The 24,471-nt window shown below is 65.9% G+C and carries 23 protein-coding genes; 14 read left to right on the top strand and 9 right to left on the bottom strand.

Annotation, left to right across the window (positions count from 1 at the left end; translation table 11 throughout):
- Nucleotides 1–6: 6 nt before the first annotated feature.
- Both AC5JCN_RS23115 and AC5JCN_RS23110 read right to left on the bottom strand, forming a co-directional pair.
- The gene (locus AC5JCN_RS23115) at nucleotides 7–147 is read right to left on the bottom strand and encodes a hypothetical protein (protein ID WP_495757441.1); all 141 of its coding nucleotides are present in this window, start codon (nucleotides 145–147) and stop codon (nucleotides 7–9) included.
- Nucleotides 144–935: a hypothetical protein gene (locus tag AC5JCN_RS23110; protein WP_495757440.1), complete on the bottom strand. Its 792-nt coding sequence runs from the start codon at nucleotides 933–935 to the stop codon at nucleotides 144–146. The genes AC5JCN_RS23115 and AC5JCN_RS23110 overlap by 4 nt, the downstream gene beginning before the upstream one ends.
- 548 nt (nucleotides 936–1,483) lie before the next feature.
- Here AC5JCN_RS23110 and AC5JCN_RS23105 point away from each other — a divergent pair.
- From AC5JCN_RS23105 to AC5JCN_RS23085, 5 genes are all read left to right on the top strand, one after another.
- Nucleotides 1,484–3,184, top strand: coding sequence for an Hsp70 family protein (locus AC5JCN_RS23105; RefSeq protein WP_495757439.1), 1,701 nt, complete (start codon nucleotides 1,484–1,486; stop codon nucleotides 3,182–3,184).
- Nucleotides 3,181–4,794: a hypothetical protein gene (locus AC5JCN_RS23100; RefSeq protein WP_495757438.1), complete on the top strand. Its 1,614-nt coding sequence runs from the start codon at nucleotides 3,181–3,183 to the stop codon at nucleotides 4,792–4,794. The genes AC5JCN_RS23105 and AC5JCN_RS23100 overlap by 4 nt, the downstream gene beginning before the upstream one ends.
- Nucleotides 4,795–4,913: 119 nt before the next feature.
- The gene (locus AC5JCN_RS23095; protein ID WP_495757437.1) at nucleotides 4,914–6,134 is read left to right on the top strand and encodes an amino acid ABC transporter substrate-binding protein; all 1,221 of its coding nucleotides are present in this window, start codon (nucleotides 4,914–4,916) and stop codon (nucleotides 6,132–6,134) included.
- Nucleotides 6,131–7,933 carry a sensor histidine kinase gene (locus AC5JCN_RS23090; protein WP_495757436.1) on the top strand — a complete coding sequence of 601 codons (1,803 nt, stop codon included), beginning with the start codon at nucleotides 6,131–6,133 and terminating at the stop codon, nucleotides 7,931–7,933. The genes AC5JCN_RS23095 and AC5JCN_RS23090 overlap by 4 nt, the downstream gene beginning before the upstream one ends.
- Nucleotides 7,930–9,294 carry a sigma-54-dependent transcriptional regulator gene (locus AC5JCN_RS23085; RefSeq protein ID WP_495757435.1) on the top strand — a complete coding sequence of 455 codons (1,365 nt, stop codon included), beginning with the start codon at nucleotides 7,930–7,932 and terminating at the stop codon, nucleotides 9,292–9,294. Before AC5JCN_RS23090 ends, AC5JCN_RS23085 begins: the two co-directional genes overlap by 4 nt.
- A gap of 174 nt (nucleotides 9,295–9,468) precedes the next feature.
- Here AC5JCN_RS23085 and AC5JCN_RS23080 read toward each other — a convergent pair whose 3' ends face one another.
- On the bottom strand, nucleotides 9,469–9,612 hold the full coding sequence (locus tag AC5JCN_RS23080; RefSeq protein ID WP_495757434.1) for a hypothetical protein: 144 nt from the start codon (nucleotides 9,610–9,612) through the stop codon (nucleotides 9,469–9,471).
- A gap of 30 nt (nucleotides 9,613–9,642) precedes the next feature.
- Nucleotides 9,643–10,665, bottom strand: a complete 1,023-nt coding sequence (locus tag AC5JCN_RS23075) for a hypothetical protein (RefSeq protein ID WP_495757433.1) — start codon at nucleotides 10,663–10,665, stop codon at nucleotides 9,643–9,645.
- A 417-nt stretch (nucleotides 10,666–11,082) separates the two neighbouring features.
- Here AC5JCN_RS23075 and AC5JCN_RS23070 point away from each other — a divergent pair, with 417 nt between their 5' ends.
- On the top strand, nucleotides 11,083–12,825 hold the full coding sequence (locus tag AC5JCN_RS23070) for a methyl-accepting chemotaxis protein (RefSeq protein WP_495757432.1): 1,743 nt from the start codon (nucleotides 11,083–11,085) through the stop codon (nucleotides 12,823–12,825).
- A gap of 390 nt (nucleotides 12,826–13,215) precedes the next feature.
- On the opposite strand, the gene AC5JCN_RS23065 is transcribed toward AC5JCN_RS23070, so the two are convergent.
- Entirely contained in the window at nucleotides 13,216–13,935 is a 720-nt protein-coding gene (locus AC5JCN_RS23065) for an SDR family NAD(P)-dependent oxidoreductase (RefSeq protein WP_495757431.1), read from the bottom strand.
- Between the two features lie 91 nt (nucleotides 13,936–14,026).
- Between AC5JCN_RS23065 and AC5JCN_RS23060 the strand changes: the two genes are divergently transcribed.
- The 8 genes from AC5JCN_RS23060 to AC5JCN_RS23025 all read left to right on the top strand — a co-directional run bounded on the left by AC5JCN_RS23060 (nucleotide 14,027) and on the right by AC5JCN_RS23025 (nucleotide 21,182).
- Nucleotides 14,027–14,455: a winged helix-turn-helix transcriptional regulator gene (locus tag AC5JCN_RS23060; protein ID WP_495757706.1), complete on the top strand. Its 429-nt coding sequence runs from the start codon at nucleotides 14,027–14,029 to the stop codon at nucleotides 14,453–14,455.
- A 408-nt stretch (nucleotides 14,456–14,863) separates the two neighbouring features.
- Nucleotides 14,864–15,406: a helix-turn-helix domain-containing protein gene (locus AC5JCN_RS23055; RefSeq protein WP_495757430.1), complete on the top strand. Its 543-nt coding sequence runs from the start codon at nucleotides 14,864–14,866 to the stop codon at nucleotides 15,404–15,406.
- A 117-nt stretch (nucleotides 15,407–15,523) separates the two neighbouring features.
- On the top strand, nucleotides 15,524–16,459 hold the full coding sequence (locus AC5JCN_RS23050) for a substrate-binding domain-containing protein (RefSeq protein WP_495757429.1): 936 nt from the start codon (nucleotides 15,524–15,526) through the stop codon (nucleotides 16,457–16,459).
- A gap of 88 nt (nucleotides 16,460–16,547) precedes the next feature.
- Nucleotides 16,548–17,345 (top strand): ATP-binding cassette domain-containing protein, encoded by a 798-nt coding sequence (locus tag AC5JCN_RS23045; protein ID WP_495757428.1) that lies wholly within the window; start codon nucleotides 16,548–16,550, stop codon nucleotides 17,343–17,345.
- A 65-nt stretch (nucleotides 17,346–17,410) separates the two neighbouring features.
- Complete coding sequence (locus AC5JCN_RS23040) at nucleotides 17,411–18,364, top strand: ABC transporter permease (RefSeq protein WP_495757705.1); 954 nt, start codon at nucleotides 17,411–17,413, stop codon at nucleotides 18,362–18,364.
- 18 nt (nucleotides 18,365–18,382) lie between these two features.
- Entirely contained in the window at nucleotides 18,383–19,450 is a 1,068-nt protein-coding gene (locus tag AC5JCN_RS23035; RefSeq protein WP_495757427.1) for a phosphotriesterase family protein, read from the top strand.
- A 13-nt stretch (nucleotides 19,451–19,463) separates the two neighbouring features.
- Nucleotides 19,464–20,234 carry a glutamine amidotransferase gene (locus tag AC5JCN_RS23030; RefSeq protein WP_495757426.1) on the top strand — a complete coding sequence of 257 codons (771 nt, stop codon included), beginning with the start codon at nucleotides 19,464–19,466 and terminating at the stop codon, nucleotides 20,232–20,234.
- 12 nt (nucleotides 20,235–20,246) lie between these two features.
- Nucleotides 20,247–21,182 (top strand): PfkB family carbohydrate kinase, encoded by a 936-nt coding sequence (locus AC5JCN_RS23025; RefSeq protein WP_495757425.1) that lies wholly within the window; start codon nucleotides 20,247–20,249, stop codon nucleotides 21,180–21,182.
- Nucleotides 21,183–21,258: 76 nt separating this feature from the next.
- Here AC5JCN_RS23025 and AC5JCN_RS23020 read toward each other — a convergent pair whose 3' ends face one another.
- The 4 genes from AC5JCN_RS23020 to AC5JCN_RS23005 all read right to left on the bottom strand — a co-directional run bounded on the left by AC5JCN_RS23020 (nucleotide 21,259) and on the right by AC5JCN_RS23005 (nucleotide 24,471).
- Nucleotides 21,259–22,059, bottom strand: coding sequence for an anti-sigma factor family protein (locus AC5JCN_RS23020; RefSeq protein ID WP_495757424.1), 801 nt, complete (start codon nucleotides 22,057–22,059; stop codon nucleotides 21,259–21,261).
- A complete protein-coding gene (locus AC5JCN_RS23015; protein ID WP_495757423.1) occupies nucleotides 22,056–22,784 on the bottom strand; it encodes a sigma-70 family RNA polymerase sigma factor in 729 nt (242 codons plus the stop codon). The genes AC5JCN_RS23020 and AC5JCN_RS23015 overlap by 4 nt, the downstream gene beginning before the upstream one ends.
- 241 nt (nucleotides 22,785–23,025) lie before the next feature.
- Nucleotides 23,026–23,385 carry a cupredoxin domain-containing protein gene (locus AC5JCN_RS23010; protein WP_495757704.1) on the bottom strand — a complete coding sequence of 120 codons (360 nt, stop codon included), beginning with the start codon at nucleotides 23,383–23,385 and terminating at the stop codon, nucleotides 23,026–23,028.
- A gap of 129 nt (nucleotides 23,386–23,514) precedes the next feature.
- The gene (locus AC5JCN_RS23005; protein ID WP_495757422.1) at nucleotides 23,515–24,471 is read right to left on the bottom strand and encodes a metallophosphoesterase family protein; all 957 of its coding nucleotides are present in this window, start codon (nucleotides 24,469–24,471) and stop codon (nucleotides 23,515–23,517) included.

The following is a 24,471-nucleotide window of genomic DNA, read 5'->3' as shown; positions in this document are numbered from 1 at the left end:
CTGTGACTAGCGGTGAAGTTCGGGCGCGATGCGGATGGTCTGGCCGTCCGTCGGGCCCTGGGCTTTGCGGGTTGCCGCCCAGCCGAGGACGAGGAGCGCCAGGAAGGCGGCGGTGGCGCCCCAGCGCAGAGCGGTCCAGAAGGTCATGGCCGCCTCACTCTCGGATCCGTCCGGGCCAGCCCGAGCGCGTCGAACCCGACGCGGCTCTCGGCATCGAGAAGCCGGCGCGTCGGCGAGCCGATGGCGCGCATCTGGATGTCGAGTTCGGAGAAGACCGTGTTGAAGCGCTTCTGGACGGACTGGAGCGCCGAGTCGGTCAGCAGATCCTGGACGAGGTTCTCGAATTCACCGGGGTTCAGGGCCGCAAGGACGGCCTCGCCGCTGCGCGCGAACTCCCACTCGAAGATCTTCTGCTGGACGTGATGGCGGAACGTCTGGAGTGCGAGTTGGGCCTCGTCGAGGCGCTCGACATTCGCGGCGTGAAACCGCGTCATCCTGTCCAGCGCTCTCGACTGGCGATCGAGGACGTGCGCGGGGTCGGCGTGCCGCCGCTCCTCGATCATCTGGCCGAGCGTTTCGATCTGGCCGCCGATGGTGCCGAGCGCATTGCGGAAGGCCGCGAGCCGCTGCTCGCGCCGGATGCATTCATGCTGGAGCTGCTCGACCGGGTTGGCGGCCGCGACGCGCTTGCGAAACTTCAGCACGAACGTCTCGATCACCTGCATCGCGAGCGGGATCGACTGAAAGACGGCGGTTCCCGCGACGGCCATGATCGCGAGGGCGACGAGCCCGGCGCCCGCCGATGCCGCCGACCAGATGATCGGGGCCGACAATGCGAGCGCGGCGACGACGCAGGCGATCGCCGCAAACCGGATCGCCAGGACCTGCTGAACCCTGGCCATGCCGCCTTTTCGGAACAGCGCGACGATGTCCATGCTTTCCTCCCCACGGACCGGTCCAACCGGAGCGCCAGGGCTGGCGCGGGACCGTGCCACCTCCTGCGCAATGGCAGTGCCAAGGTGGGCCGGCACCTCCGGCGGGAATGATTTCGTCAAAATTTTCAAGCGGTTCATGAAGGCATCAAGATCGGTGGCCGCCGCGATGGGAACGGCTGCCAGGCAGAAATCTGCCGATCTCCCGGATCGCCGGTGCAGGAACCGGCCCGATCTTCTTCCACGCGCCGCAACACCGGACTCGCCGGCGGAAAGCCCGGCGGGTCCCGCGGGACTGTGCAGGATCTTGCCTATTGCCCGGTTCGCGATCGGCAGAATCCGTCACCGGGCGGTCCTGCGCGCGCGGTGCGCCCTTCTCCTCAACCGACTGCCGGGACGGGATTTTTCTTTCATTTCCCCGATGCCGGGAGCCGCTGGCATGTCCGGTGCTTGAAGTTACGCTCAAGTTCGACTTGCTATGCGTATCGGGTCGCGGCCAAGCTGCGCAACGCCGCTCGCGCCGGCCGGTCCTGGACGTAGAGACCAGAGCCATGATCGTCGGAATAGACCTTGGGACGACCAACAGCGCCGTCGGCGTCTGGAAGGACGGTGCGGCCGTCCTCGTTCCAAACCGGCTCGGCTCGGTGCTGACGCCGTCGGCCGTGAGCGTCGACACGACGGGAGAGATCCTCGTGGGCGCCGCCGCGCTGGATCGCGCGACCACGCATCCCGAGCGGACCGCGACCCATTTCAAGCGTTACATGGCGACAGGACGGACGATTCGGCTCGGGAAGCAGGAGTTCCTGCCAGAAGAATTGTCCGCCTTCGTCCTGCGAAGCCTGAAGGCCGACGCGGAGGCCTTTCTCGGCGAGCCGGTGAGCCAGGCCGTCATCACCGTCCCCGCCTATTTCAACGACCGGCAGCGCAAGGCGACGCGGCGGGCGGGCGAGCTCGCCGGCCTCACCTTGGAGCGGCTGGTCAATGAACCCACGGCTGCAGCCCTGTCCTACGGCGTGAACCAGCTGGACAGGCAGCACAAGTTCCTCGTCTTCGATCTCGGAGGCGGCACCTTCGACGTCTCCGTCCTGGAAGTTTTTGAGGGCGTGATGGAGGTGAGGGCGACCGCCGGCGACAGCCGTCTCGGCGGCCAGGATTTCAACGAGTTGCTCTTCACGAACTTTCTGGCGCGCGGCGGACCTGCACTGACGTTGGAGGCCGAGCGCGATCCCGCCTTCGCGGCCCGTGTGCGGGTCGCTGCGGAAGCTGCCAAACGGAGGCTGAGCGAACAGAACGAGACAGTCATGTCCGTTGTCGAGCGGGGGCGCACCATCGAAATGCCCATCTCGGCTGAGCGTTTCGAGACGCTGTCGGAGGACATCATCACCCGGATGCGAGCCCCGGTGCTCCGCGCCCTGAACGATGGCCGTATCGGGATCCACGAGCTCGACCAGGTGCTGCTGGTCGGCGGCGCGACGCGGATGCCCATCGTAAGGCGCGCCATCACGCGCATGTTCGGACGCTTCCCCTCGACGGCTGTCAACCCGGATGAGGCTGTGGCGCTCGGCGCAGCGGTGCAGGCCGGCCTCAAGTCGCGCGACGCTGCACTCAGGGAGGTAGTCCTCACGGATGTGTGCCCCTTTTCGCTGGGGGTTGGCATGCTCGAGGGCGGTGGCGAGGAGCTGTCTGAGCGCGAAGTGTTCTCCCCGATCCTCGAGCGCAACACGACCGTACCCGCCAGCCGCGAGCGCCGCTTCTGCACGGTCCGAGACAACCAGACACGGGTCGACATCACGATCTTCCAGGGAGAATCCGTCAGGCTGGAGGACAATGTCGAGATCGGAAGCCTTGAGGTTCCTGTCCCGCCGGAGTCGTCCGGAAGGGTGGCCGTCGACATCCGGTTCACCTACGACATCAACGGCATCCTGGAGGTGGACGTCAGCATTCCGCAGACGGGCGTCACGCGCCAGCTCGTCATCGTGAATGACGAGGAGATGTCGCCCGAGGAGGTCGCCAGGCGACGCGCCATCCTAGCCGGATACAAGCTGCATCCGCGCGAAAACGAAGCGAACCGGGCGGCGGTCGCAAGGGCTGAGCGCTGCTTCGAAACAACGCTGGGCGCCGAGCGCACGGCCGTGCGGCAACTCCTCGTGTCTTTCGAGCATGTCCTGAACCGTCAGGATCCGAAGGAGATCGAGAGGGCACGGGCCCTCCTCCTCAGCGAGCTCGACGAACTCGAGAGACGGGCCAAATGATCGAGAGCGACCCCTGGCCGATTCTCGGAATGGCTCCGACGGCAAACCGCGAGCTCGTTCGCCGCGCCTATGCAGCACGGCTGAAGGTTACAAATCCCGAGGATGACCCGGACGGCTTCCGAATTCTCCGCGAGGCTTATGAGTCGGCCCTGGCCCTGGTGGACACGCTCCAAGGCGGACCTCCGGGTTGGGCAGATCATGATCGCCCCGAGGTCGTCCCAGTCGAACGGGCCGGCACCTGGACCGCCGATGCTTCCACCATGGTGGAGCAGCAGGTCGACGACGAGGAGATCCGGAGGCTCATCGTTGCCCTTGCCCACCGCGTGCACGCAGAAGACCAGCCCGGCCTCGCAAGCGAGATGCGACAGATTTTCTCGGCCATCGAAGCCCTTTTACCCAGGATGACCCTGGATAGGGTGCGGTCGGTTGAAGTGGCAGTCTCGGAAATCGTCGCTTGCCATTTGCCGCGCTCCGCCCCGCTGGCGGCACCCGCCATCAAAGCGTTCGGGTGGACGCATGACTGGAAACGAGACGAAGCGGGCGCGAAGTATGTCCGCGCCATCGTCGATTTCCACTCTCCTCCGCCATTGAGCAACGCGCCGACCGAGGTTGCGCCGCGTCTGCCTAAGCCGGCAAGCCGCCTCCCGTATTTCCTCGCCGCGGCGCTTCTGTCTCTCCCGGTCTCGCTCGTGGTGTTGGATTCGGTCGGATCTGGCCAGCCTGTCGCGAATGCACTCCGGGTGATCGTTGGCATTGGCCTCGTCGTCGCATTCCTGTTCGTTGCTTTCGGATGGCTCCTCGCTCGTGCGACGCGCTGGCTTTCGGTTCATTCCACAATCCCGGAGAAGGTGGGACGCTGTACCGGGATTGCGATCCTGTGGGCATTTGTCGCCATCGGAGCCCTGTCCCATAGGCCTGCCTTTGAAGATTACCCGCCCCAGGCGACCGTCTCGGTTCCGGCACTCGTCAACCCGACGGTCGCGCTTCCGACTCTCGTCAGTCCGGCCAAGCCACCACCTCGGGTAACCGGGACGCTGGACGCCCTCAATGCCGCAGACCTCTGCCGGCTGGCGATCCAGGGCTACTCCGGTCAATGGAACCAGTCGCAGAACGAAGCGGTCGTGGTGGCGAGGAAGCGCGGGTTCACAGAGACGACCTGCCGGTTTTTGTCCGTCGAGATGCGAACGGAACCGGTCAAGTCCGTCGCCGCCCGTCAGCTGGAGTCTCTCGATGTGCGCGATCTCTGTCGGAGGGCGCTTCTCCCGGTTCTTGGCGGGTGGAACTACTTCGATGGCGCAGCCTGGCGTGCCGCCAGGGAGCGCGAGCTTTCGGAACAGTCCTGCAGGGCTTTGCTGGCTTGCTCTGAACCTGCTGCCCAGGAGTCCGACACGGCCAGGGATCCGCTCGCCTGCAACGTCAACCTCGTCTCTATCCCGACGGAAGACCTGTGCCGGGCGGCGATGCGCCCCGTCTCCCCCTTTTCGCGGCAGGACTGGACCATGGGGTTCGTCATGGACGAGCTGAGCCGAAGGCACCAATCGGTCCTCAGCTGTTCCTCCGTGCTGATCGCCCCGCCATTGCGTCCATCCTCGGGCCTGGGACGGCAATGAGCAGGACGGCGCGAGAGGGAGAACGCTCCTTCGCCGGGTTTGTCACGCAGCCGCGGGAAGGAAGGCACGCTTCGGTGGACTTGGACTTCCGTGGATGTGGAAGGCCGGCTCGGCGGCCGGTGAGGAGGGCGCTTCTGGCATGGTTCCACGGCGAGGTGGAGCAGTGCTGGCGTCGCGCAACGACCGGCCTGTCGGTGCTCACGGCCCTGTGCGCGCTTGCTCTGACCACCGCGACCGCGGAGGCCGCCGAGCCATTCCGGATCGGCCTCTCCCTCGGCTTGACGGGCCAATACGCCCTGCCAGCCGCCATGCAGAAGCGAGCGCTGGAGCTGTGGCGCGACGAGGTGAACGCGGCCGGAGGTGTCCTCGGCAGACCGGTGGACCTCGTCCTGGAAGATGACGGATCGGATGCGTCGCGGGCGCGGGCCATCTACACGCGCTACGTGGCCAACCGGGCGTTCGACGTGCTGCTGGCGCCTTATTCCAGCGATCTCACCAGCGCCGTCGCGCCCATCGCCGAGGATGCCGGCGTCCCGATGCTGGCGCCGGGGGCCGCGGCTGACGAGGTGTACCGCAAGGGCTATCGCAACCTGTTCGGCATACTGACGCCGGCCAGCCGCTACACGCAGGGGATGCTCCGCCTGGCCTATGACGCGGGGATCGGCACGGTCGGCCTGCTCTCGGCGGAGGACAGCTTCTCGCGCGACATCGCCGAGGGCACGCGGAAATGGGCGCCGTTCCTGAAGCTCAGGATTGCGTTCGACGAGCCCGTCGGCAGCGACGCGAGCCTTGCCGACGCGGTGTCGCGCATGCGCAGGGCGGGTGTCGGCCTCGTGGTCGTGGCCGGCTACATGGACGAGGCGCTGCGCGTGCGCCGCGCCATCGCAGCGGTGGCCTGGACGCCCGCCGCCTACTTCGCGACGATCGGCCCTGCCCTGCCAGACTGGCGGATCCAGGCGGGCGACCTTGCGGAGCGGACCTTCGGGACGTCCGTCTGGGAGCCGAACGACTCGTTCGCCTATCCCCGCTCGCGCGAATTCGCCGCTGCCTTCGCGGCGCGTTATGGCATGGAGCCGTCCTACCAGGCGGCAGCGGCCTTCGCCGCCGGCGAGATCCTGGCGGCCGCCGCGAGGCAGGCCGGCTCCGCCGACCGCGACGCTTTGCGCGACAGCCTCGGCAACCTGGACCTTTACACCGTGCTCGGCCGCTTCGCCGTCGACCGGACGGGGATCCAGATGAAGCGGCTGGACATGATCGTGCAATGGCAGAATGGGCGGAAGGAAATCGTCTGGCCGGCCGAGATCCGCACCGCGGCGCCTATCTTCGGGCCGATCCCGTGAAGAGGATACGCCCTTCGCTGCAGGTCGTGGTCCTCGCTCCCATCCTGGCCTTCGTGCTCCTGGCGGGCCTGGCCCTCTATGGCCTCGTGCTCAGGACCGTGTCGTCCTACGCAGATGCGAGCATAAGGCAGACGCTGGAGGCGCTGCGCCACGGCGCCGTGACCCTCGCCGATGCCGAGGTGGATCGCCAGAACAGGGAGGGCCGGGTCGAGAACGCGCGCGCCCAGGCCATCTACCAGCTCGACGCAAGGCTGCGGCTGGAGGCTTTCGCCCGCGACCAGGGCGTCGGACTGGTCGTGGAGGGTCCTGGCAGCCCGGACTTCGAAACTGGCCTGCCGGAGGGAGACGCCGCCTCCATCAAGGGAAGCGCGGGCCCTGAGGGAGCACGCCCGGTGCAGGCTCCGTCCGGCCGCTCCTACTACGTCGCCTCTTCCGTCTTCTCCCCGTGGAACTGGCGCATCGTGGTGGCGAAGGACTCCTCCGCCTTCGACGCGCTCATCCGTCAGGTGCGCCTCATCTATGGTGGCACGGCGCTGGTGCTGGCCGCGGTCGCGGGACTGCTCTTCGCCGGCGTCCGGCAGGCGGTGGTGAAGCCCATCGCTAGCATCGCGTCGGACTCGGCGAAGGGCGAGCCGCCGGCCTACCGCGGCGTCGCCGAGCTGGAGGACCTTTCCACCGGCATCGGTGACATGATCCGCTCGCTCCGGGCGAAGACCCTCCATCTCGAGACGACGCTCACCAGCATGTCGGACGCCATCAGCGTGTTCGATCCCGACATGCGCCTCGTCGCGTGGAACCCGCAGTTTCAGGCCCTCTACCGCTATCCCGACGGCCTGCTGCGCGAGGGCCTGACTTTCAAGGACATGATCCGCTTCAATGCGGCGCGCGGCGACTATGGACCCGGCTCCGCCGAGGCGCAGGTGAACGACCTCGTCGAGCGGGCGCGCACCCTCAACCCGCCGCAGTTCGACGTCGATCGGGCGGATGGTACGTCGGTGGAGGTGCGCCGGGCACCGATGCCGGATGGCGGCTTCGTGACAACCTACACGGACATCACGAACCGCAAGCAGCGCGCGCTCCTGAAGGCCGCGAACGAAGCCAAGGCGCAGTTCCTCGAGAACATGAGCCACGACCTGCGCAAGCCCGCTGCCGCCATCGTCGAGGAGGCGAACCTGCTCCTGTCCGATCTGCAGAAGGCCGACCTTCTCGGTGCGGCGCCAAGCGCGGTCGAGATGATGCGGGCCAACGCCACCCATCTGCTCGGCCTCATCGACGAACTCCTGGACATGTCCCGGATCGAGGCCGGACAGGTGAGCGTGACGCTTCGTCAGGAGGCGGTCGCTGCGCTGGCGTTGCAGGCCGCCCGCGTGACGCGCCCGATGGCCGAGGGCAAGGGACTGGCCCTGCGCTTCCAGGTCGACCCCGCTTTGGAGATCGCCACCGACAAGCGCATCGTCACGCGGATCCTGACCAATCTCCTCGTCAATGCCGTCGAGTACACCGACACGGGATCGGTGACCCTGTCGGCGCAACGCCATGATGGCGGCCTCGTTCTCGACGTCACCGATACCGGACGCGGCATCGCGGCCGACAAGCTCGACCTCGTGTTCGAGAAGTTCGGCCGCATCGAGAAGACCGCCGGGACGACGCGGCCGGGTGTCGGCCTCGGGCTCGGCCTGCCGATCAGCCGCCAGCTGGCGCGGCTGCTCGGCGGCGACATCAGCGTCGCAAGCGTGCCGGGCGTCGGCTCGACCTTTCGGCTGATCATTCCCGACCTGCGCCAGGAGAATGTGGCATGAGCGATGCCGAACGTGTCGTCCTCGTCGTTGACGACGACGTCGGCAACATCAGGCGGGTGGAGCAGGCGCTCGGGCCCGCCGGTTTCCGGGTGCGCGGCGCGCTGGGCGGCATGGACGGCCTGCGGGCGATCCAGGACGAGCCCGGTCCGTTCGGCTTTCCCGGCATCGTGCTCACAGACCTGAAAATGCCGGGACTGGACGGCCTGTCCCTGCTGGTCCAGGCCATGACGCTCGATCCCGACCTGCCGGTCATCGTCATCTCGGCCTATGGCGAGGTCGCGACCGCCGTGCAGGCCATGAAGTCCGGCGCCTACGATTTCATCGAGCGTCCCTTCGATGTCGACGACCTCGTCGGCAAGGTGACACGGGCGTGGGACAAGCGCGTCCTCGTGCTCGACAACCGGCGCCTCAAGTCGCAGCTCGCAGACCGCGCCGGCATCGCCGGGCGGCTCATCGGACACTCGGCCGGCATGAAGGCGCTGCGCGAGGAGATCGCCGCCATCGCCGCCACGGACGCCACGGTGCTCATTCACGGCGAAACCGGGACCGGGAAAGAGGTTGTCGCCCGCACCCTGCACGAGTGCAGCACGCGGGCGCGGGCACGCTTCGTGGCCATCAATTGCGGCGCGCTGCCCGAGACGGTGTTCGAGAGCGAGCTGTTCGGCCACGAGCCCGGCGCCTTCACCGACGCGCGGCAGCGCCGGATCGGCCTTGTCGAATATGCCAAGGGAGGGACCCTGTTCCTCGACGAGATCGAGAGCATGCCGCTGAAGCTGCAAGTCAAGCTCCTGCGCATGCTGCAGGAGCGTGTGATCGTGCGGCTGGGCAGCAATGCCGAGATCAAGGTCGACATCCGTGTCGTGGCCGCGACCAAGACGGACCTTCTCGAAGCCGCCTCCCGGGGCGAGTTCCGGGAGGATCTGTTCTTCAGGCTCGACGTCGCCGAGCTGCGCCTGCCGCCGCTGAACGACAGGCGGGAGGATATTCCGGTCCTGTTCGAGGCTTTCGTCCGGGAGTTCGCCCTGCAGGCGGGCAGGCCGATGCCAGACATTGCGAGGGAGGACGTGGAAGGCCTCATGACGCGCGACTGGCGCGGCAATGTTCGCGAGCTACGCAACGTTGCGGAGCGTTTCGCGCTCGGCCTCGGCCGCCGCCCGGGTCCGGCGCTGGACGCCGGAGAGACAAAGGGCGGCGGCCTGTCGGAGCAGGTCGACCGTTTCGAGGCCTTGCTGATCCAGAGCGCGCTGAAGGACCATCGCGGCTCGATCCAGGCTACCGCAGAGGCGCTCGGCCTCCCCCGCCGCACGCTCTACGAGAAGATGCGCAAGCATGGTCTCGACCGGCAGGAACATCGGGGATGATGCGGTCTGGCCTCCATCAACCGCGCGAGCGCTTCTCGCCGCGCAAACCTGACCTGGACGTGGTGCGCCTTGCACCGAGCCATGAGCCGGGTTGAGGTGCATTGCCGGTGGGAACCGCCCCCAGCCGCCGTGGACCAGCCAAGACGCCCAGCCACAAGGCTCAGACCTTGTAGTCTAGCCGACGCGGACGAGGCTGCCTCCATTGCCTTTCTTGGAATTGAAGGCGTAGTCGTTGCTGTTGTCGTTCAGCGCCTCGACCTTCGCGGTCCAGTTATTGGTGATTGCGTTCTCGACGCCGCCGCACGTGGCGTATCGCACATTGCTGGTCTATCCGTTTGCAGGCAAAAGCTAGTCAAAACCCCTGGCGCGCAGATCTCGAAGGTCTTTGGTGAGGGCGGCCAGATCCAAGCCGCGGGGGTAATTCAGACGTCCGGACCGGATTACCAGCCGGACATAAGGATAAATCTGCTCGGCAATTTTCGGAGAACTGTCCTTGTTTTTGTGCCAGTCTTCAACGATGTGCGCCTGCTGCTCGACGTTGTACGAATCCCAAGGATCGCCGGGCGTGTAGTCGTAGCCGGCACCTACGGTTTGCGCCCATGCAGATCGCGCCATCGTCCAGTTCGAGTCATTGAACGCCTGCCATACGTGAGTCATCTCATGCACGAGAAGGTCGCAAATTCTGCCGAAGTTGTCGCACAAGAGGCCAAACGTAGCGCTCGTCGATGTCAGGTCACTAAAAGCAACGTTGCCAATATTTATAGCGTACCTCATATTTGGAACCATGGAATTGCTGCCCCTGAAAAATGGCCCGTCGTTCGTCCACGGTCTCCCGCTCCCTCCCAGACCGTTTGTAATCGCGATTGAATCCCACGAGGGAAGTGTTGGGCCGAAAACGTTCAGCAGGAGATCTTGCTCTCTCTTGTCCAGCACGCGCGAATAGTCGGGTCGATTTGCTTCACATCGAGGTGGACTTGGGGATTTCTGGGGTGCAGGCCCAGCGGGTTGCGGAGACGGAACAGGGGTTGGCGAAGGAGTCCCTGGGGGAAGATAAATGATCCCTCCTCGCCAGCTCCCTTTCCCTCCCATTGTACCGGAAGAAAAGGCAAAGTTCTCGCGGTCAAGCGACGTCGCCTGGCAGCCCACGTAGTTGGCGAGGTACCAGTTCACCTGCCGTGTCGCTTGCTGATAGTTGCGCTGCTTGACGAGTTTAAGGCCGGGAAAATTGAACTCTATGAGGTCCCAGGGATCGATCCCCACGCGGTTGGCGAGTGTGATCCAGGTTTCCCCGGTAGTCGCTAAATGCCGTCGACCCGCCGGCGGTACATAGCTTTCGGGAACGGGGATTGAGGGCCTTTCTTGGTTCGGCATCTCGGTCCCCTGCTAAGGTTGAATGGGCTGACGGTTTTCGCTTGGATTGGGGACGGCGATCTCAGGAGTTGTCCGGTGAGGTCTTTGCCATTCTCCGCCGTGACACCATTGCAGCAGCGAAGTCTATCCCCGAACACACGATCCCTTCGCCGATATGGAGCTCGGAAAGTTCACATTTGAGCCGATGGTTACGTGTTCGACAAAACCGGCTTGCGCACTTTAGCTTAGTACGCACTATTCGATCCATCACTTGCTTGTCGTGGACGACAAACATTCCGATGGAAATCGACGCCTTAATCGGATTTTAGAGTGCCGGTCGCAAGATTTCAATCGCAGACTTGCATTTGGAAAAGGCGGATCCAACCATCTCGCAAGTCGGCATTCGGCCTCCTCAGATGCACCGGCGAAGAGCTCACCATGTCTTGGCACTCCGGAATGTTTCAACCCTCCAACGCCGGATTGAGCGCAGCCCTTGATCGCGCCTTGGCGACGATCGAGTTCACGCCGGAAGGGACGATCCTCACTGCCAACGCGAACTTCCTGGATTGCGTGGGTTACACGCTCGACGAGATAAAGGGAAAGCCGCACGGCATCTTCGTTGATACTGAAACCCGGGGGTCTGCTGACTATCGGCACTTCTGGCACACCCTGGAGGAGGGAGAATTCCAGGCGGGACGGTTCCGCAGGATTGCAAAGAACGGAAAAGCCATCTGGCTCCAGGCAACTTACAACCCGGTTCTCAACGGCCGGGGAAAACCGATCAAGGTCATCAAGTTCGCAGCTGACATTACCGAACAGAAGCGACGCGACGCTGCACTGGAGAGTCGCATGGCGGCCGTCGACAAGGTCCAGGCCGTCATCGAGTTCGATTTGGATGGGCGTGTGATCACCGCCAATCGAAATTTTCTCGACGCTCTCGGCTACAGCCTCGACGAGGTGAAAGGTCAGCACCACCGGATGTTCGTTGACCCGATCGAACGGGACAATCAAAACTACCGCCACTTCTGGGAGCGTCTCCGCCGTGGCGAACTCGACAAGGCCCAGTATCGTCGGATCGGCAAGGGGGGCCGTGAGGTCTTCATTGAAGCGAGCTACAATCCGATCCTTGACGAAGACGGGCGTCCCTGCTCGGTTGTCAAGTTTGCCACCGATGTTACCCAGAAGGTCCGGCTAAATCGAATGATGGAGACGGTGGTCCACAAGACCGCTGACCTCGTGGCCGCAGCCGGACAGAAGGACCTTACCCGGCGGGTGCCGACCGAGGACCTCGAAGGCGAGATCGGCGAACTGGCCACCGGCGTCAACGCCCTTTTGGACACCCTCGCCTACGTCGTCCATTCCGTACGTGGCGCAACCCGGACAACGTTGGCGTCGGCGGCGGAAATTGCCTCGGGCAGCAGCGAACTCGCCCGCCGGACGGAGCAGCAGGCCACATCCCTCGAACGAACCGTTTCCACGACCGAAGAACTCTCTTCGTCCGTGAAGGCCGCAGCAACGTCGTCCCGCCAAGCAGTAAACCTGTCGGAACAGGCTCTGGCCGAGGCCGGTAATGGCGGGCTCGTCGTCGGTGAGGCCGTCGACGCCATCGTGCGGATCGAGCAGGCCAGCCGAAAGATTTCCGACATCACTGACGTGATCGACGGGATCGCGTTCCAGACCAACCTTCTCGCGCTCAACGCAGCGGTCGAAGCGGCCCGCGCAGGTGAGGCAGGGAAGGGCTTCGCGGTCGTCGCGTCGGAAGTTCGCACGCTGGCGCAACGCTCGGCCTCGGCCGCCAAGGACATCACCCTCCTGATTGCCACCTCTGAAGCGGAGGTCGCAGAAGGCGTCAAGCTTGTGCGCAGGGCGGGCGAGGCCCTGACCAAGATAGTAGCGGCCTCACGTGAGGTGTCTGCGACCGTAAGCGACATCTCGATCGCGACCGACGAGCAGGCGAGCGGCATCGTCGGCATGAGCCGGGCCTTTTCGGAGTTGGACGAAATCACCCAACAAAACGCAGCCCTCGCTGAGCAGAGTTCAGCTTCGGCGGCAAGCCTGACCGAACACATAGAACAGTTGGATCTGCTCATCTCCGGCTTTCAAACTTCGCTTGACGATCGGCCGCAGGAAGACATGCCACAGGCGGGCAAGCACCAGACACCCATGCGTCGGATAGCCTGAACGGCGCCACCGGTTGGGCGCCGAAGCACAGGAGGAATTTCTATACTTCAGCAGTTTGCTGGCGCGTGCGTCTGCCTTGCACCCTTCTACCGGCTACCACGTCGGTGATTTGGAGCTGAGGTTTCTTGATTCATCGCCCTGCAGCGGGCTCGTGCAGGGCTTGCGCTTCGACATCCGCGCCGGCAAGCCGTTGTTCAGGGCTGGCGTCGCTCCGAACGAACGCGGCGATATACGCCACGACTCTTGCGTGCACCCTGCACCGCCGATGAGGGCGTTGGTCGCATACGGTCGAGGATCACGCCCACGTGGTGGAGAAAATCCTCGATCGGCGTGGACGCGGCGATCGCGCCTTTCGTCGTCACGATGCCCGGGACCGCTGCCACGAGGACATCAGACCTGGGCCATGCCGCCGTCGACGCAGAGTTCCACGCCGGTGATGAAGGTGCTTTCGGAGCCGACCAGGAAGTTGACGGCCGCCGCGACTTCCTCCGGTCGCCCCATGCGCCCGAGCGGGATCAGCCCGGTCAGGCTGGTCCGCACCTCGTCCGATGCGGCGGCCATCATGGGAGTGTCGATGGGACCCGGGCTGACCACGTTGACCCGGATCCCGCGCGGCGCCAGTTCGTTGGCCCAGGTGCGGGCGAAGGCACGTACGGCCGCCTTGGTGGCCCCGTAGACGCCATAGCCCTTTGTGCCGATGTCGCCCGCGATGGAGCCGATCAGCACAATCGCGCCGCCCGCCGGCATGAGCTCGGCCGCTTTCTGCGCCGCGAAGAGCGGCGCCCCGACATTGAGGCCGAATGTCCGGTTGAAGTGGTCCTCACCGACCTCGCTGAGTGTCGCGAATTCCGACAGGCCGGCGTTGACGACCAGGATGTCGACCCGGCCCGTCTCGCCGTGGATGGTCCGGAACACTTCGTCGAGATCGGCGCGGCTCGACGCGTCGGCCCGGACCGCGCGGACGTTACCCTCGGCCGGAGCCTGCGGCGATGCCGCACGGCTGGTGGCGAAGACGCGCGCGCCTTCCTCTCCCAAGCGCGCCGTGATGGCGCTGCCGATGCCGCCCGCGCCGCCGACAACGACGGCGACTTTGTCGTCGAGTGTGCCCATGTCCATCTCCTCTGGGGACCATGAGCTGATAGATATATTTTGTAGATCTACGGTCAACTACGCACTATGTTTAGCGTAGATATCGGAGAGTATATCGATGCCGAAGCCGGTGCCCCAGTGTGGAACTGAACCAGAAGGGCGGCGCCCCTCCGTTCGGGACGCGACCGATGAGGCGTTGATCGACGCGCGGCGGACCCGGCCTATCCTGGAGCACATCGCCAACAAGTGGTCGGTGCTGATCCTGACGGTGCTGTGCATGCGGCCGTCCCGCTTCAACGAAATCATGCGGCGGCTCGACGGCATCACCCACAAGGCGCTGGCGGACGCGCTGAAGCGCCTGGAGCGAAATGGCTTGATCAAGCGCACTGTGCTGCCCACAACGCCCGTCGGGGTGGAGTACACGATCACGCCGCTGGGCGCCTCGCTGCGCGAGCCGTTCGTCGCGCTCTATGATTGGGCGCTCACGCGAGGCCCCGAGCTGGAAGCCGCGCAGGACGCGTTCGACCGAAAGCACAACTGAGATCGTCGCCAGTGAACCGGCGATGGATCAACCATGAAGGATGTCGGCTTCGGGGTTCTGTCACGGCCGTGACGTCCGGCCGGCCGACCCGCCCCGGCTTTCTGCGGCCGAGGCCGGACGCCCGGGACACGATCGTTCGGTTCGACGACGTCGACCTCGTCGAGGACGCAGACGTTGTAGCTGTGCAGTTTGGCTGATGACCGGTCGAGCATCTGCGGCGCTACTCCCCGCGAACCGGCGAGACGCAGCTGAGCCGGGCAAAGCGGACGCGAAGCGTCCGTGTGCTAGCGTCTGGCTGATTGGGCAGGACGTTATATAGTCGGCAGTGGACGTCGAGGATCACCACCATTGAATACCCACGACCGATCCGGTGCTGCGGCGGAGCGAGCACTTCCGGCCCGGCTCAGTATGCGCCTGAGGCTGGCACGCCAGATGCGGGGCATGACGCTGAAGGCGCTCGCCGATGCTGCCGGTTGCTCGGAGAGCCTGCTGTCGAAAGTGGAAAACGGCAAGGCCTCGCCCTCCCTGCCGATGCTGCATCGCCTCGTGCAGGCGCTGGACACAAACATCGGCTGGATGTTTGAGGAAACCGACGGCGAGGAAGGCATCATCTTCCGCCGTGGCTCGCGCCCTTTCATCACGCTTGATCCGTTGCGCCGCGGCGACGGCATTACCCTGGAGCGGGTGATCCCGTATTCCGCCGGGCATCTTCTCCAGTGCAACATCCACCACATGGCCGTAGGCGGCCAGAGCGCAGGCCCGATCCAGCACGCTGGCGAGGAAGTGGGCTACGTCATAGCCGGCGACGTCGAGCTCACGATCGACGACCGGGCCTACCTGCTCAGCGCCGGGGACAGCTTCGTGTTCAAGTCGGAGCGCCCCCACCACTACCGCAACGTCGGGTCTGCCGAGGCCAGCATCTTCTGGGTGAATACACCGCCTACATTCTAGCCTTCTGCTCAGGTTAAGAGCCTTGACAGGCTTTCAAGGCTCTTGAATTCTTCCTTTCAGTCCCTGCGAGTGGCCGAATGGCGCCCCGGTGCGGGGCAGAGAGGGGAACAAAGAGCCATGTCTATCAGGAAGCAACTTGCGCTGTTTGCCGCGTCCGCGGCCATGACGATTGCCGCAGTATCCGCCGAGGCGAAGACGATCGCCCTGGTGACGATCAACCAGCAGGCCCTGTTCTTCAACCAGATCAACGATGGCGCCAAGGAAGCCGCCAAGGCAGCGGGCGTCGATCTCGTCATTCACAACGCCAACAACGTCGAAAGCTCCCAGAACGACGCGATCGAGAACTACATCGTCCAGAAAGTCGACGGCATCATCATCATCGCCATCGACGTCAACGGCGTGAAGCCGGCTATCTCCGCGGCCAAGAAGGCCGGCATCCCGGTGATTGCCGTGGACGCCCAGATTCCGAACGGCGACAACGCCGCCTTCGTCGGTGTCGACAATACCGCCGCCGGCGTCGAGATCGGGAAGTTCTACGCCGACTACGTGAAGAAGGAGATGAACGGCAGCGCCAAGATCGGCGTCGTCGGCGCGCTGAACTCCTTCATCCAGAACCAGCGGCTCGACGGCTTCAAGAAGGCTGTCCAGGAGAGCGGCGCCAAGGTCACGTTCCTCGACACGGTGGACGGCCAGAACAAGCAGGACGTCGCGCTCTCGGCGGGCGAGAACCTGATGACCGCGAACCCCGACATGTCGACCATCTACGCGACCGGCGAGCCCGCCCTGATCGGCGCGGTGTCCGCCGTCGCGGCGCAGAAGCGGACGGGAAACATCAAGGTCTTCGGCTGGGACCTCACTGCCCAGTCCCTGAAGGGGCTTGACGAGGGCTGGGTCGTCGGCGTCGTGCAGCAGGACCCCTACACGGAAGGCAAGGTTGCGGTCGAGACGATCATGAAGATCAAGAGCGGGCAGACGGTGCCCGCGGTGATCAACGTGCCCGTGACCATCGTCACAAAGGCCAATGCGGACAAGTTCCGCGCGATGTTCAAGTAAGCGCGTCGCCTACACTACAATCTTCCGCGGCGGGGTCGAGCTCCCGCCGCGGGCATGCTCCGACGTCCCGTCCCACCGAGTGGCTTCCATGAGCACTGCCCCGCCGCGGGTCAGGATGACCGGCATCAGCAAGCGCTTCGGTGCCATCCAGACGCTGCAGGACGTGAACCTCGTGCTGCAGCCGGGCGAGGTGCTGGGCCTCGTCGGCGACAACGGCGCGGGCAAGTCCACGCTGAGCAAGGTGCTGTCCGGCGCGATCATCCCCGACAGCGGAACGATCGAGATCGACGGCCGCCCCGTCAGCTTTTCCTCCCCGGCCGATGCGCGGGCACAGCGGGTCGAGATGGTCTATCAGGACCTGTCGCTCTGCGACACGGTCGACGTCGCCGGCAACCTCTTCCTGGGAAGGGAACCGCACCGATCCATCCTCGGCCTGCCCTTCATGGACAGCCGGCGCATGCACGCGGATGCACGCGCCATGCTGGAGCGGCTCGGCATCGTGATCCCCGACACAAGGCTGAAGGTGGAGAACCTGTCCGGCGGGCAGCGGCAGAGCATCGCCATCGGACGCGCCGCGTCCTTCGATCCCTCCGTTCTGATCATGGACGAGCCGACCGCGGCTCTGGCCGTGGCAGAGGTCGAGTCCGTGCTCGAACTCATCCGCACCGTCAGCCAGCGCGGGGTCAGCGTGATCCTCATCACGCACAGGCTGCAGGACCTGTTCCTGGTCTGCGACCGGATCCAGGTCATGTACGAGGGGCGCAGCGTGGCCGAACGCCGGATCGCGGACACCGACATCGAGGAGGTCGTGAACCTCATCGTCGGCCGAAAGTTCACGGCCCGCTCGGCCCGCCACGCGGCGACGGATACGGGAGCGGCACAGTGAGCGTCGAGGCCGATCCGAACCTGCATGCGGGCCCGGCCGGGTCCTCGCGGACGCGCCACCTCACCCTGCGCGACCGCTTCGTGGCGCTTGGTGGCGTCGCCTCGATCGCCCTGTTCTTCGCGGCCGTCTGCATCCTGTTCGCGCTGGTAACGCAGAGCTTTCTCACGTCGAACAACATTCTCAACATCCTGCGCCAGTCCGCGCCGCTGCTGATCGTCGCCGCGACCATGACGCTGGTGATCACCACGGGCGGCATCGACCTCTCGGTCGGGTCCGTGATCGCCCTCGTTTCCGCGCTCTCGGCCACCCTGCTCCAGGCAGGCCTGCCCTGGCCGGTAGTCGTGGTGGCCATGCTCCTCTGCGGAGCCATGATCGGCGCCATCCAGGGGTTCTTCATCGCCTATGAGGGCGTCCCCGCCTTCATCGTGACGCTGGCTGGCCTGTCCGTGATCCGTGGCTTCGCCCTGCTGCTGACAGGGGGCTATTCCATCCCCGTGGATCCGGCCAGTGGCTTCGGCGACATCGGCCGGGCCTGGATCCTCGGACTGCCGCTGCCGGCGCTCCTCGCCATGGCGGTCCTCGCGGTCGTGTACATCGTGTTCAACGCCACCCGGTTCGGGCGCTACGTGACCGGGATGGGCTCGAACGCCGAGGCGGTTCGCCGGGCCGGCGTCGACATCCGCCGCACGGGTCTCGCGGTCTACATGATCTCCAGCGCCTCGGCGGCGCTGGCAGGCGTCATCCTGACCGCGAGGCTCGGATCTGGCTCTTCCAACGCCGGCCTCGGCTTCGAACTCGACGTGATCGCAGCGGTGGTCCTGGGCGGCACCAGCCTGTTCGGGGGCCGCGGCACGGTGGTCGGCACCATTCTCGGCGCCCTCACGGTCGCGGTGATCGCGAACGGGCTGATCTTGTCGCACATGTCGCCCTTCCTCTCCCCGATCGTGACCGGGTTCATCATCCTCGGCGCGATCTGGCTGAACTTCCGCCTGTTCAGGCGCGCCTCGAAGACCCGCTGAGCCTCCGGAGCCACCGCGATGACATCGACCAGAGCCGCCGTCGGGGTTCGTTCCGGAACGGTGATGACAGTTCTCGGCCCCATCCCCGTCGAGGCCATGGGCGTAACGTTGATGCACGAGCACATCCTGCTGGACACATCCAGCTGGTGGAAGCGCCCCTGCTGTGCATCCGAGATCGCCATCGCGGAGCAGCCGGTCTCCATGGAGATCATCGGCGAGTTGCGGATGAATCCCTTTCTCAACCGCGACAATTGCTTCCTGCTGGACGTGGACCTCGCACTGTCCGAGCTGAACCGCTTTGCCGATCTCGGGGGGCACACGGTCGTCGATCCCACCTGCTTCGGGATCGGCCGGGATCCCCTGGCTCTGGCGCGCATCTCCAGGCGCACCCGCCTGAACGTGGTCATGGGTTCGGGCTACTATCTCGAGGCCTCACACCCCGACGACGTCAAGACCATGGATGTCGACGACATCGCCCGCGTCATCGTGCATGACGTCGGTGGCGGCGACGAGCAGCCCGAGATCATGGCGGGGCTCATCGGCGAGATCGGCGTCTCCAAGGATTTCACGGAGGCCGAGCGCAAGTCGTTGCGCGGTGCGGCGAGGGCCGCACGGCTGACCGGAGTTCCCCTGTCCATCCACCTGCCGGGCTGGGAGCGCAGGGGACACGAGGTGCTCGACGTGGTCGAGGCCGAGGGAGCCGACCTCCGGCATACCATCCTCTGCCACATGAACCCCAGCCACGACGACCTCGCCTATCAGGCGAGCCTCGCCGACCGCGGCGCCTTCCTCGAGTACGACATGATCGGCATGGACTACTACTATGCCGATCAGCGCGCCCAGAGCCCCTCGGACGAGGAGAATGCCAGGGCCATCGTCCGCTTGGTCGACAAGGGCTACGGGGATCGCCTGCTGCTCTCCCAGGACGTGTTCCTGAAGATGATGCTGACCCGCTTCGGCGGTTTCGGCTACGGCTACATCCTGCGCCACTTCGTGCCGCGCCTGAAGCGCCACGGGATGGACCAGGGCACGATCGACCTGCTCATGAAGAGCAATCCCCGCCGCGTCTTCTCCGACGCAGCATGACCGCGAGGCTGTCATGACGAAGAAAAGAGTTCTGCTCGCCGGGGAGTCGTGGGTGTCCACGGCCACTCACATCAAGGGCTTCGACCAGTTTCCCACGGTGACCTACCATACCGGCGCCAACGAATTCCTCGCGGCCATGAAGGGCGGCGACTACGACGTCACCTTTATGCCTGCGCACGAGGCCCAGCGGGATTTCCCCCAGACGGCCGAGGCCCTGGCCGCCTACGACGCCGTGATCCTGTCGGACCTCGGCTCCAACACCCTGCTGCTCCATCCCGACACATGGATCCACAGCCGCCGCACGCCGAACCGCCTTGCCGCGCTGAAGACCTATGTCGAGAATGGCGGCGCCCTGCTGATGTTCGGCGGCTACTACAGCTTCCAGGGCATCAACGGTGGCGCCCGCTATCACAAGTCTCCCGTGGAGCAGGTCCTGCCGGTCACCTGCCTTCCCGTCGACGACCGGGTCGAGGTGCCGGAGGGCTTCCAGCCCGTCCTCACCGGGCCGGCCGACCACCCGATCCTCGCCGCCGTCCCTGGCGAGTGGCCTTTCCTGCTCGGCTTCAACGAGGTGGTGGCGAAGCCTGGCGCGCAGGTGCTGGCGACCGTCTCCACGGCGTATGGCTCCCTGCCCCTTCTGGTCACCGGCACCGCCGGACGCGGCCGGACAGTGGCCTGGACCTCCGACATCGGGCCGCACTGGCTGCCCCCGGAATCCTGTGCCTGGGAGGGTTACGGCCGGCTCTGGACCGCAGCCCTCGACTGGGCCACGGCGGCGCGCTGACGGCATTCCGGCATGGGACCCGGCAGGCACCCTCTCGTCCACGTGGTGGGCAACGCCGGCATCGACACGACCTGGCGCATGCCGCGCTTCCCGCTCGTGGGCGAGACGCTCGTCGCCAGCGGCCTGCACCACGATCTCGGCGGCAAGGGGCTGAACCAGGCCGTCGCCGCGGCGCGGGCCGGCGCCGACGTGCGGCTGTGGGCCGCCCTCGGCAAGGATGACGGCGCCCGCCGCATCCGGGAGTTGCTGGCTGCCGAGGCGATCACAGACGCGACGCTGACGGCCATGGACCTGGAGACGGACCGTTCCACGATCTTCGTCGATGCTGCAGGCGACAACCTGATCGTCAGCTCCATCGACTGCGCCGCCGCCTACGATCCGCTCTCCACGCCTGCCCTGGACGCGGCCCTGGAGGAGGGCGACATTTTGGTCATGCAAGGAAACCTGTCGCCGGACGTGACCGAAGCCTGCCTGGCGCTGGGCCACGAGCGCGGTGCGGTGACCATCTTCAACCCGAGCCCCATTGCCACGGTCGCGTCGATGCCCTGGCCGCTCGTCACCTGGATCGTGGCCAACCGGGGCGAAGCCCAGATGCTGACGGAGCACGCCGACCCGGCGGGAAGCGCAAGGCGCCTCATCACGATGGGCGCCGGCGGGGTGGTGGTGACACTCGGCGCCGGTGGCGCCGTCCTCGTCGATCCCGGCGGCATCTACCGCACGGCAAGCCCCGGCGTTCGCGCCACGGACACCGCGGGGGCGGGCGACGTCGTCTGCGGCGTATTCGCGGGATTGCTCGCGCGGGGCAAGGAGGTGCGCCTCGCCCTCGACGTGGCGATCGCCGCGGCATCACTGTCCGTGGCGCGGCCGGGGACGTCCGGCGCCTGTCCCTCCCGCGCCGAGATCGATGCGCTGCTCGCCGGTGCGGATCCGCGGAGGACGACAGCCTGACCGGCTCCGTTACGAGGGTACGCTGCCTTCCCACCGCGCACTGGCGGCGTAACGTCCACGGCCGCGCCGGACAGTTTCAGCGCGGCGCGGCCTCGGCGTAGTCCTCCTGGAATTCGCGCAGCTCCGTCGGGTTGAGGTCGGACACGGCCCAGAACTGGAGGCCTGCCTGTTCCCAGGAGAGGATGCTGTAACCTTCCTCCGCCGCGGCCTTCGTCCGCGCGCCGGAGCCCGGCCAGACGAACAGGTTGATGACATGGCCGTTTCGCTTGTAGACGAGCGCGGCCACGACCTTCCGGTCGACGTAATCGAGCCGTCCGCCCTGCAAGGGGAAGCCGCGGGCGGCCAAGTCGATGACGGGTGGCGAGAAATCGACCTTGCCGTTGAACCACGGCTTGACCTGGTGCTGGTCCGAGGTCGTGACGTCGGTCAGGTGACTGGCCAGAAGCGATCGCACATGGCTTCCCACCAGCTCCGACTGGAGCGTCGCGTCGCCGCGTGGGGGCGCGAGGAAAAGCCCCGCGGCAACGACCAGTGCTGCCAGCGCGGGGGCCAGGCCCCATCGCCCCAAGCGGTCGACGAGGCCGAGGCGCGGGGCCGAAGCGGTCCGGTGAGTCAGGGCCGCGACCGTTCCCGCCTCCGCTGCGACGGCATTGGCGACGCGCAACCTCAGCGCGCCGGGCGCGGCGAGGCGGAAGCCTGGATCCGACAGAACTCGCTTGACCGATCGCAGCTCTTCCACGCGGCGCGCACAGCTGGCGCAATGTGCGATGTGGGCCTCGCATTCCAGTGCATGTGCGACGTCGAGTTCGCCATCGACATAGAGGTTCAGCAGGGATTCACGGTCTTCGCAGGGGCGCTGTCCGGCCTCGCCGCTCATGGCTGTTCTCCTGCGGCCATGCTTGAGCGCCAGCGTGCGGCGAACGCCTTCCGGGCCCGGGATATCCGCGACATCACCGTGCCCAGCGGCACGTCCAGCACGTCCGCGATCTCCCGGTAGGAGAGATCCTCCACGTCGCGGAGCACCAGGATCTCGCGGGCCTCGTCTGCCATGCCGTCGAGGACGGCGCGGACGGCGTCCGCCTCGCCGGCGTTGACGAGCATCGTCTCGGGATCGGGATCGTCCGCGGGGATCTCGTGGCCGTGTGCCACTTCGTCGCCTCCCTGGCCATCAGCGGAGCCGGACATCACCGACGACCTCCGGCGGAGTTCGTCCCGCCACGAGAGGTGGCAGTTGCGCACGATGGTGAGCAGCCACGCCCGGGCATTGTCTCCACGGAAACCGGCGAAGCCCCGGAAGGCCCTCAGGAACGCGTCCTGCACGACATCCTCCGCCGCGTCCCGGTCGCGGCAGAGATACACGGCGAGGGTGTAGGCGGCGTCGAGATGCGGCAGGACCTGCTGCTCGAAGCGCGACAGCGTCGACGGGTTGCCCGCGAGGCCTTCCGGCGTAGCGCGCTTGCGCCGCGCTCCAAACACCCAGGCCACCATCGCCGAGACCGCGGGAAAGGACAGCTGACTGGGCACAAAGGCAATGCGGTGGCGGGGACATGGAGAATGAGGCCCACGCACGCCAGTCACCCATGCCGTCACGGCAAGGTCCATCGCTGGTCTCCCGAACGTCACGAGGACCTCCCCAGGCTCGCGCACAGCACAGGCGCGCTCTTGGCCCCCGCTTCCCTGAAGTGCTCCCGCTTCGAGGTCACGGTGACCGAACCGGCACGCTCGCCCGGTCCGAAGCGGGGAGCCACATCCCTTGCGGCAATGCCGGCCAGCAAGACGGCCCAGATCAGGCAACCGGCTGCGATGCTACACCAACTCGTCCGGAAATCAGCGGGATCGTAGGTCATGGCACCGCGTGCCCCCCGCCCATGCTCGCTGCAGCAGCACCTCCCGGCGGCGGTTGCACTTTCACGATGCCGGTCATGTGCGGATGGAGCGAGCAGAAATAGGCGAAGTCTCCCGCGCCGGCGAAGGTGAACGAGAACCGGTCGCCCGTGTCGAGCGCGTGCGACCGGAAGCTCTTTCCCGTTTCCACGACAGTGTGGGGAATGTCGTCGCGGTTCTCCCAGGTCACCGTCGTGCCCGGCGTGATTGTGACTTCAGGCGGATTGAACGAGAAATTGTCGATCGTAACGACGATCTCCTTCGGGGTGGGAACGGCACGGGCCTCCTCGGCGCAGGCCGGAACGAGAAACCACTTCATGGCCATGACGGTGACGATGACGACGCGCCGGACCAGGCGCGACCGCTGACAGACGGTAAAGCGGAAAGACATGACGAGCTCCAGTTCTGGGTGGGGGCGGACGCGGCCTCGCGTCCGCCCTCCTGGGCTTCAGCCCATCAGGGGTTGATCGATGATGGCGAGGGGGGCGCCGCCCTGGACGAAGTCCACCGTTGCGATCCCGAGGAGCTTGCGCAGCTCGCCGGCTGGCACCTTCATCGGGCCGGGCGAGGATGCCGTTCCGGGCGCGGGCTGCGGAAACGCCGTGGAGCGGGCGGTGTGGAAGGCGACGCGGCCTTCCACCTTCTGCATCACCTGGTGGATATGACCGTTGAGCACGGTGACGGACCCGAAGCGTGCGAGATAGCCGAGCGCCTGGGCTCCGTCTGCAGTGCCCCATCCCCACTCCGGGTAGACGGACCACAGCGGGATATGGGCGAAGACGACGACCGGGGTGCTGGAGGACAGCCCGGCCACATCTTTCTCCAGCCATTCGAGCTGCTCGGCGCCGAGATTGCCGAGGCCGCCCGCCTTCAGGTTCACGACATTGACGAGGCCGATGAAGTGGACGCCGTTGCTGTCGAAGCTGTACCAGCCTGCGCCGCGGGAGCCTTTTGCGAAGCGGTCGAGATAGGCCTGGCCCTGGCCCTCGTCGAGCAGATCGTGCTCGCCGGGCACGTAAAACACGGGCACGCCGATGGCCTTGATGAGCTGTTCGGCATCATCGAATTCCTTCTCCTTCGAGAGGTGGCTGATGTCGCCCGTGTGGATGGCGAAGGACGGCCGGGATGGCAGGCCCCTGATGCGGTCCACCGCTTCGCGCAATGTCGAGAGCGCGTCGGGATTGGCCGGTTTGTCGAAGCCGACATGGCTGTCGCTGATCTGCAGAAACGAGAAAGGCGCCGGGGCGACCTCCCCGGCGAGGGCACGGTCGAGCCCCATCCCAAGAGGGAGGCCGGAGCTCAGGGTCCAGAGCACGCCTGTTCCCGCCCAGGTCATGCATTCGAGGAAGCCGCGGCGATCGAGCCCTTCGCGTTGTTCGCCGTCGTCACTGTGGTTATCGGTCAT

This window comes from Alsobacter sp. (assembly GCF_059501845.1).
This window is presented reverse-complemented; position numbering and strand designations above follow the sequence as displayed.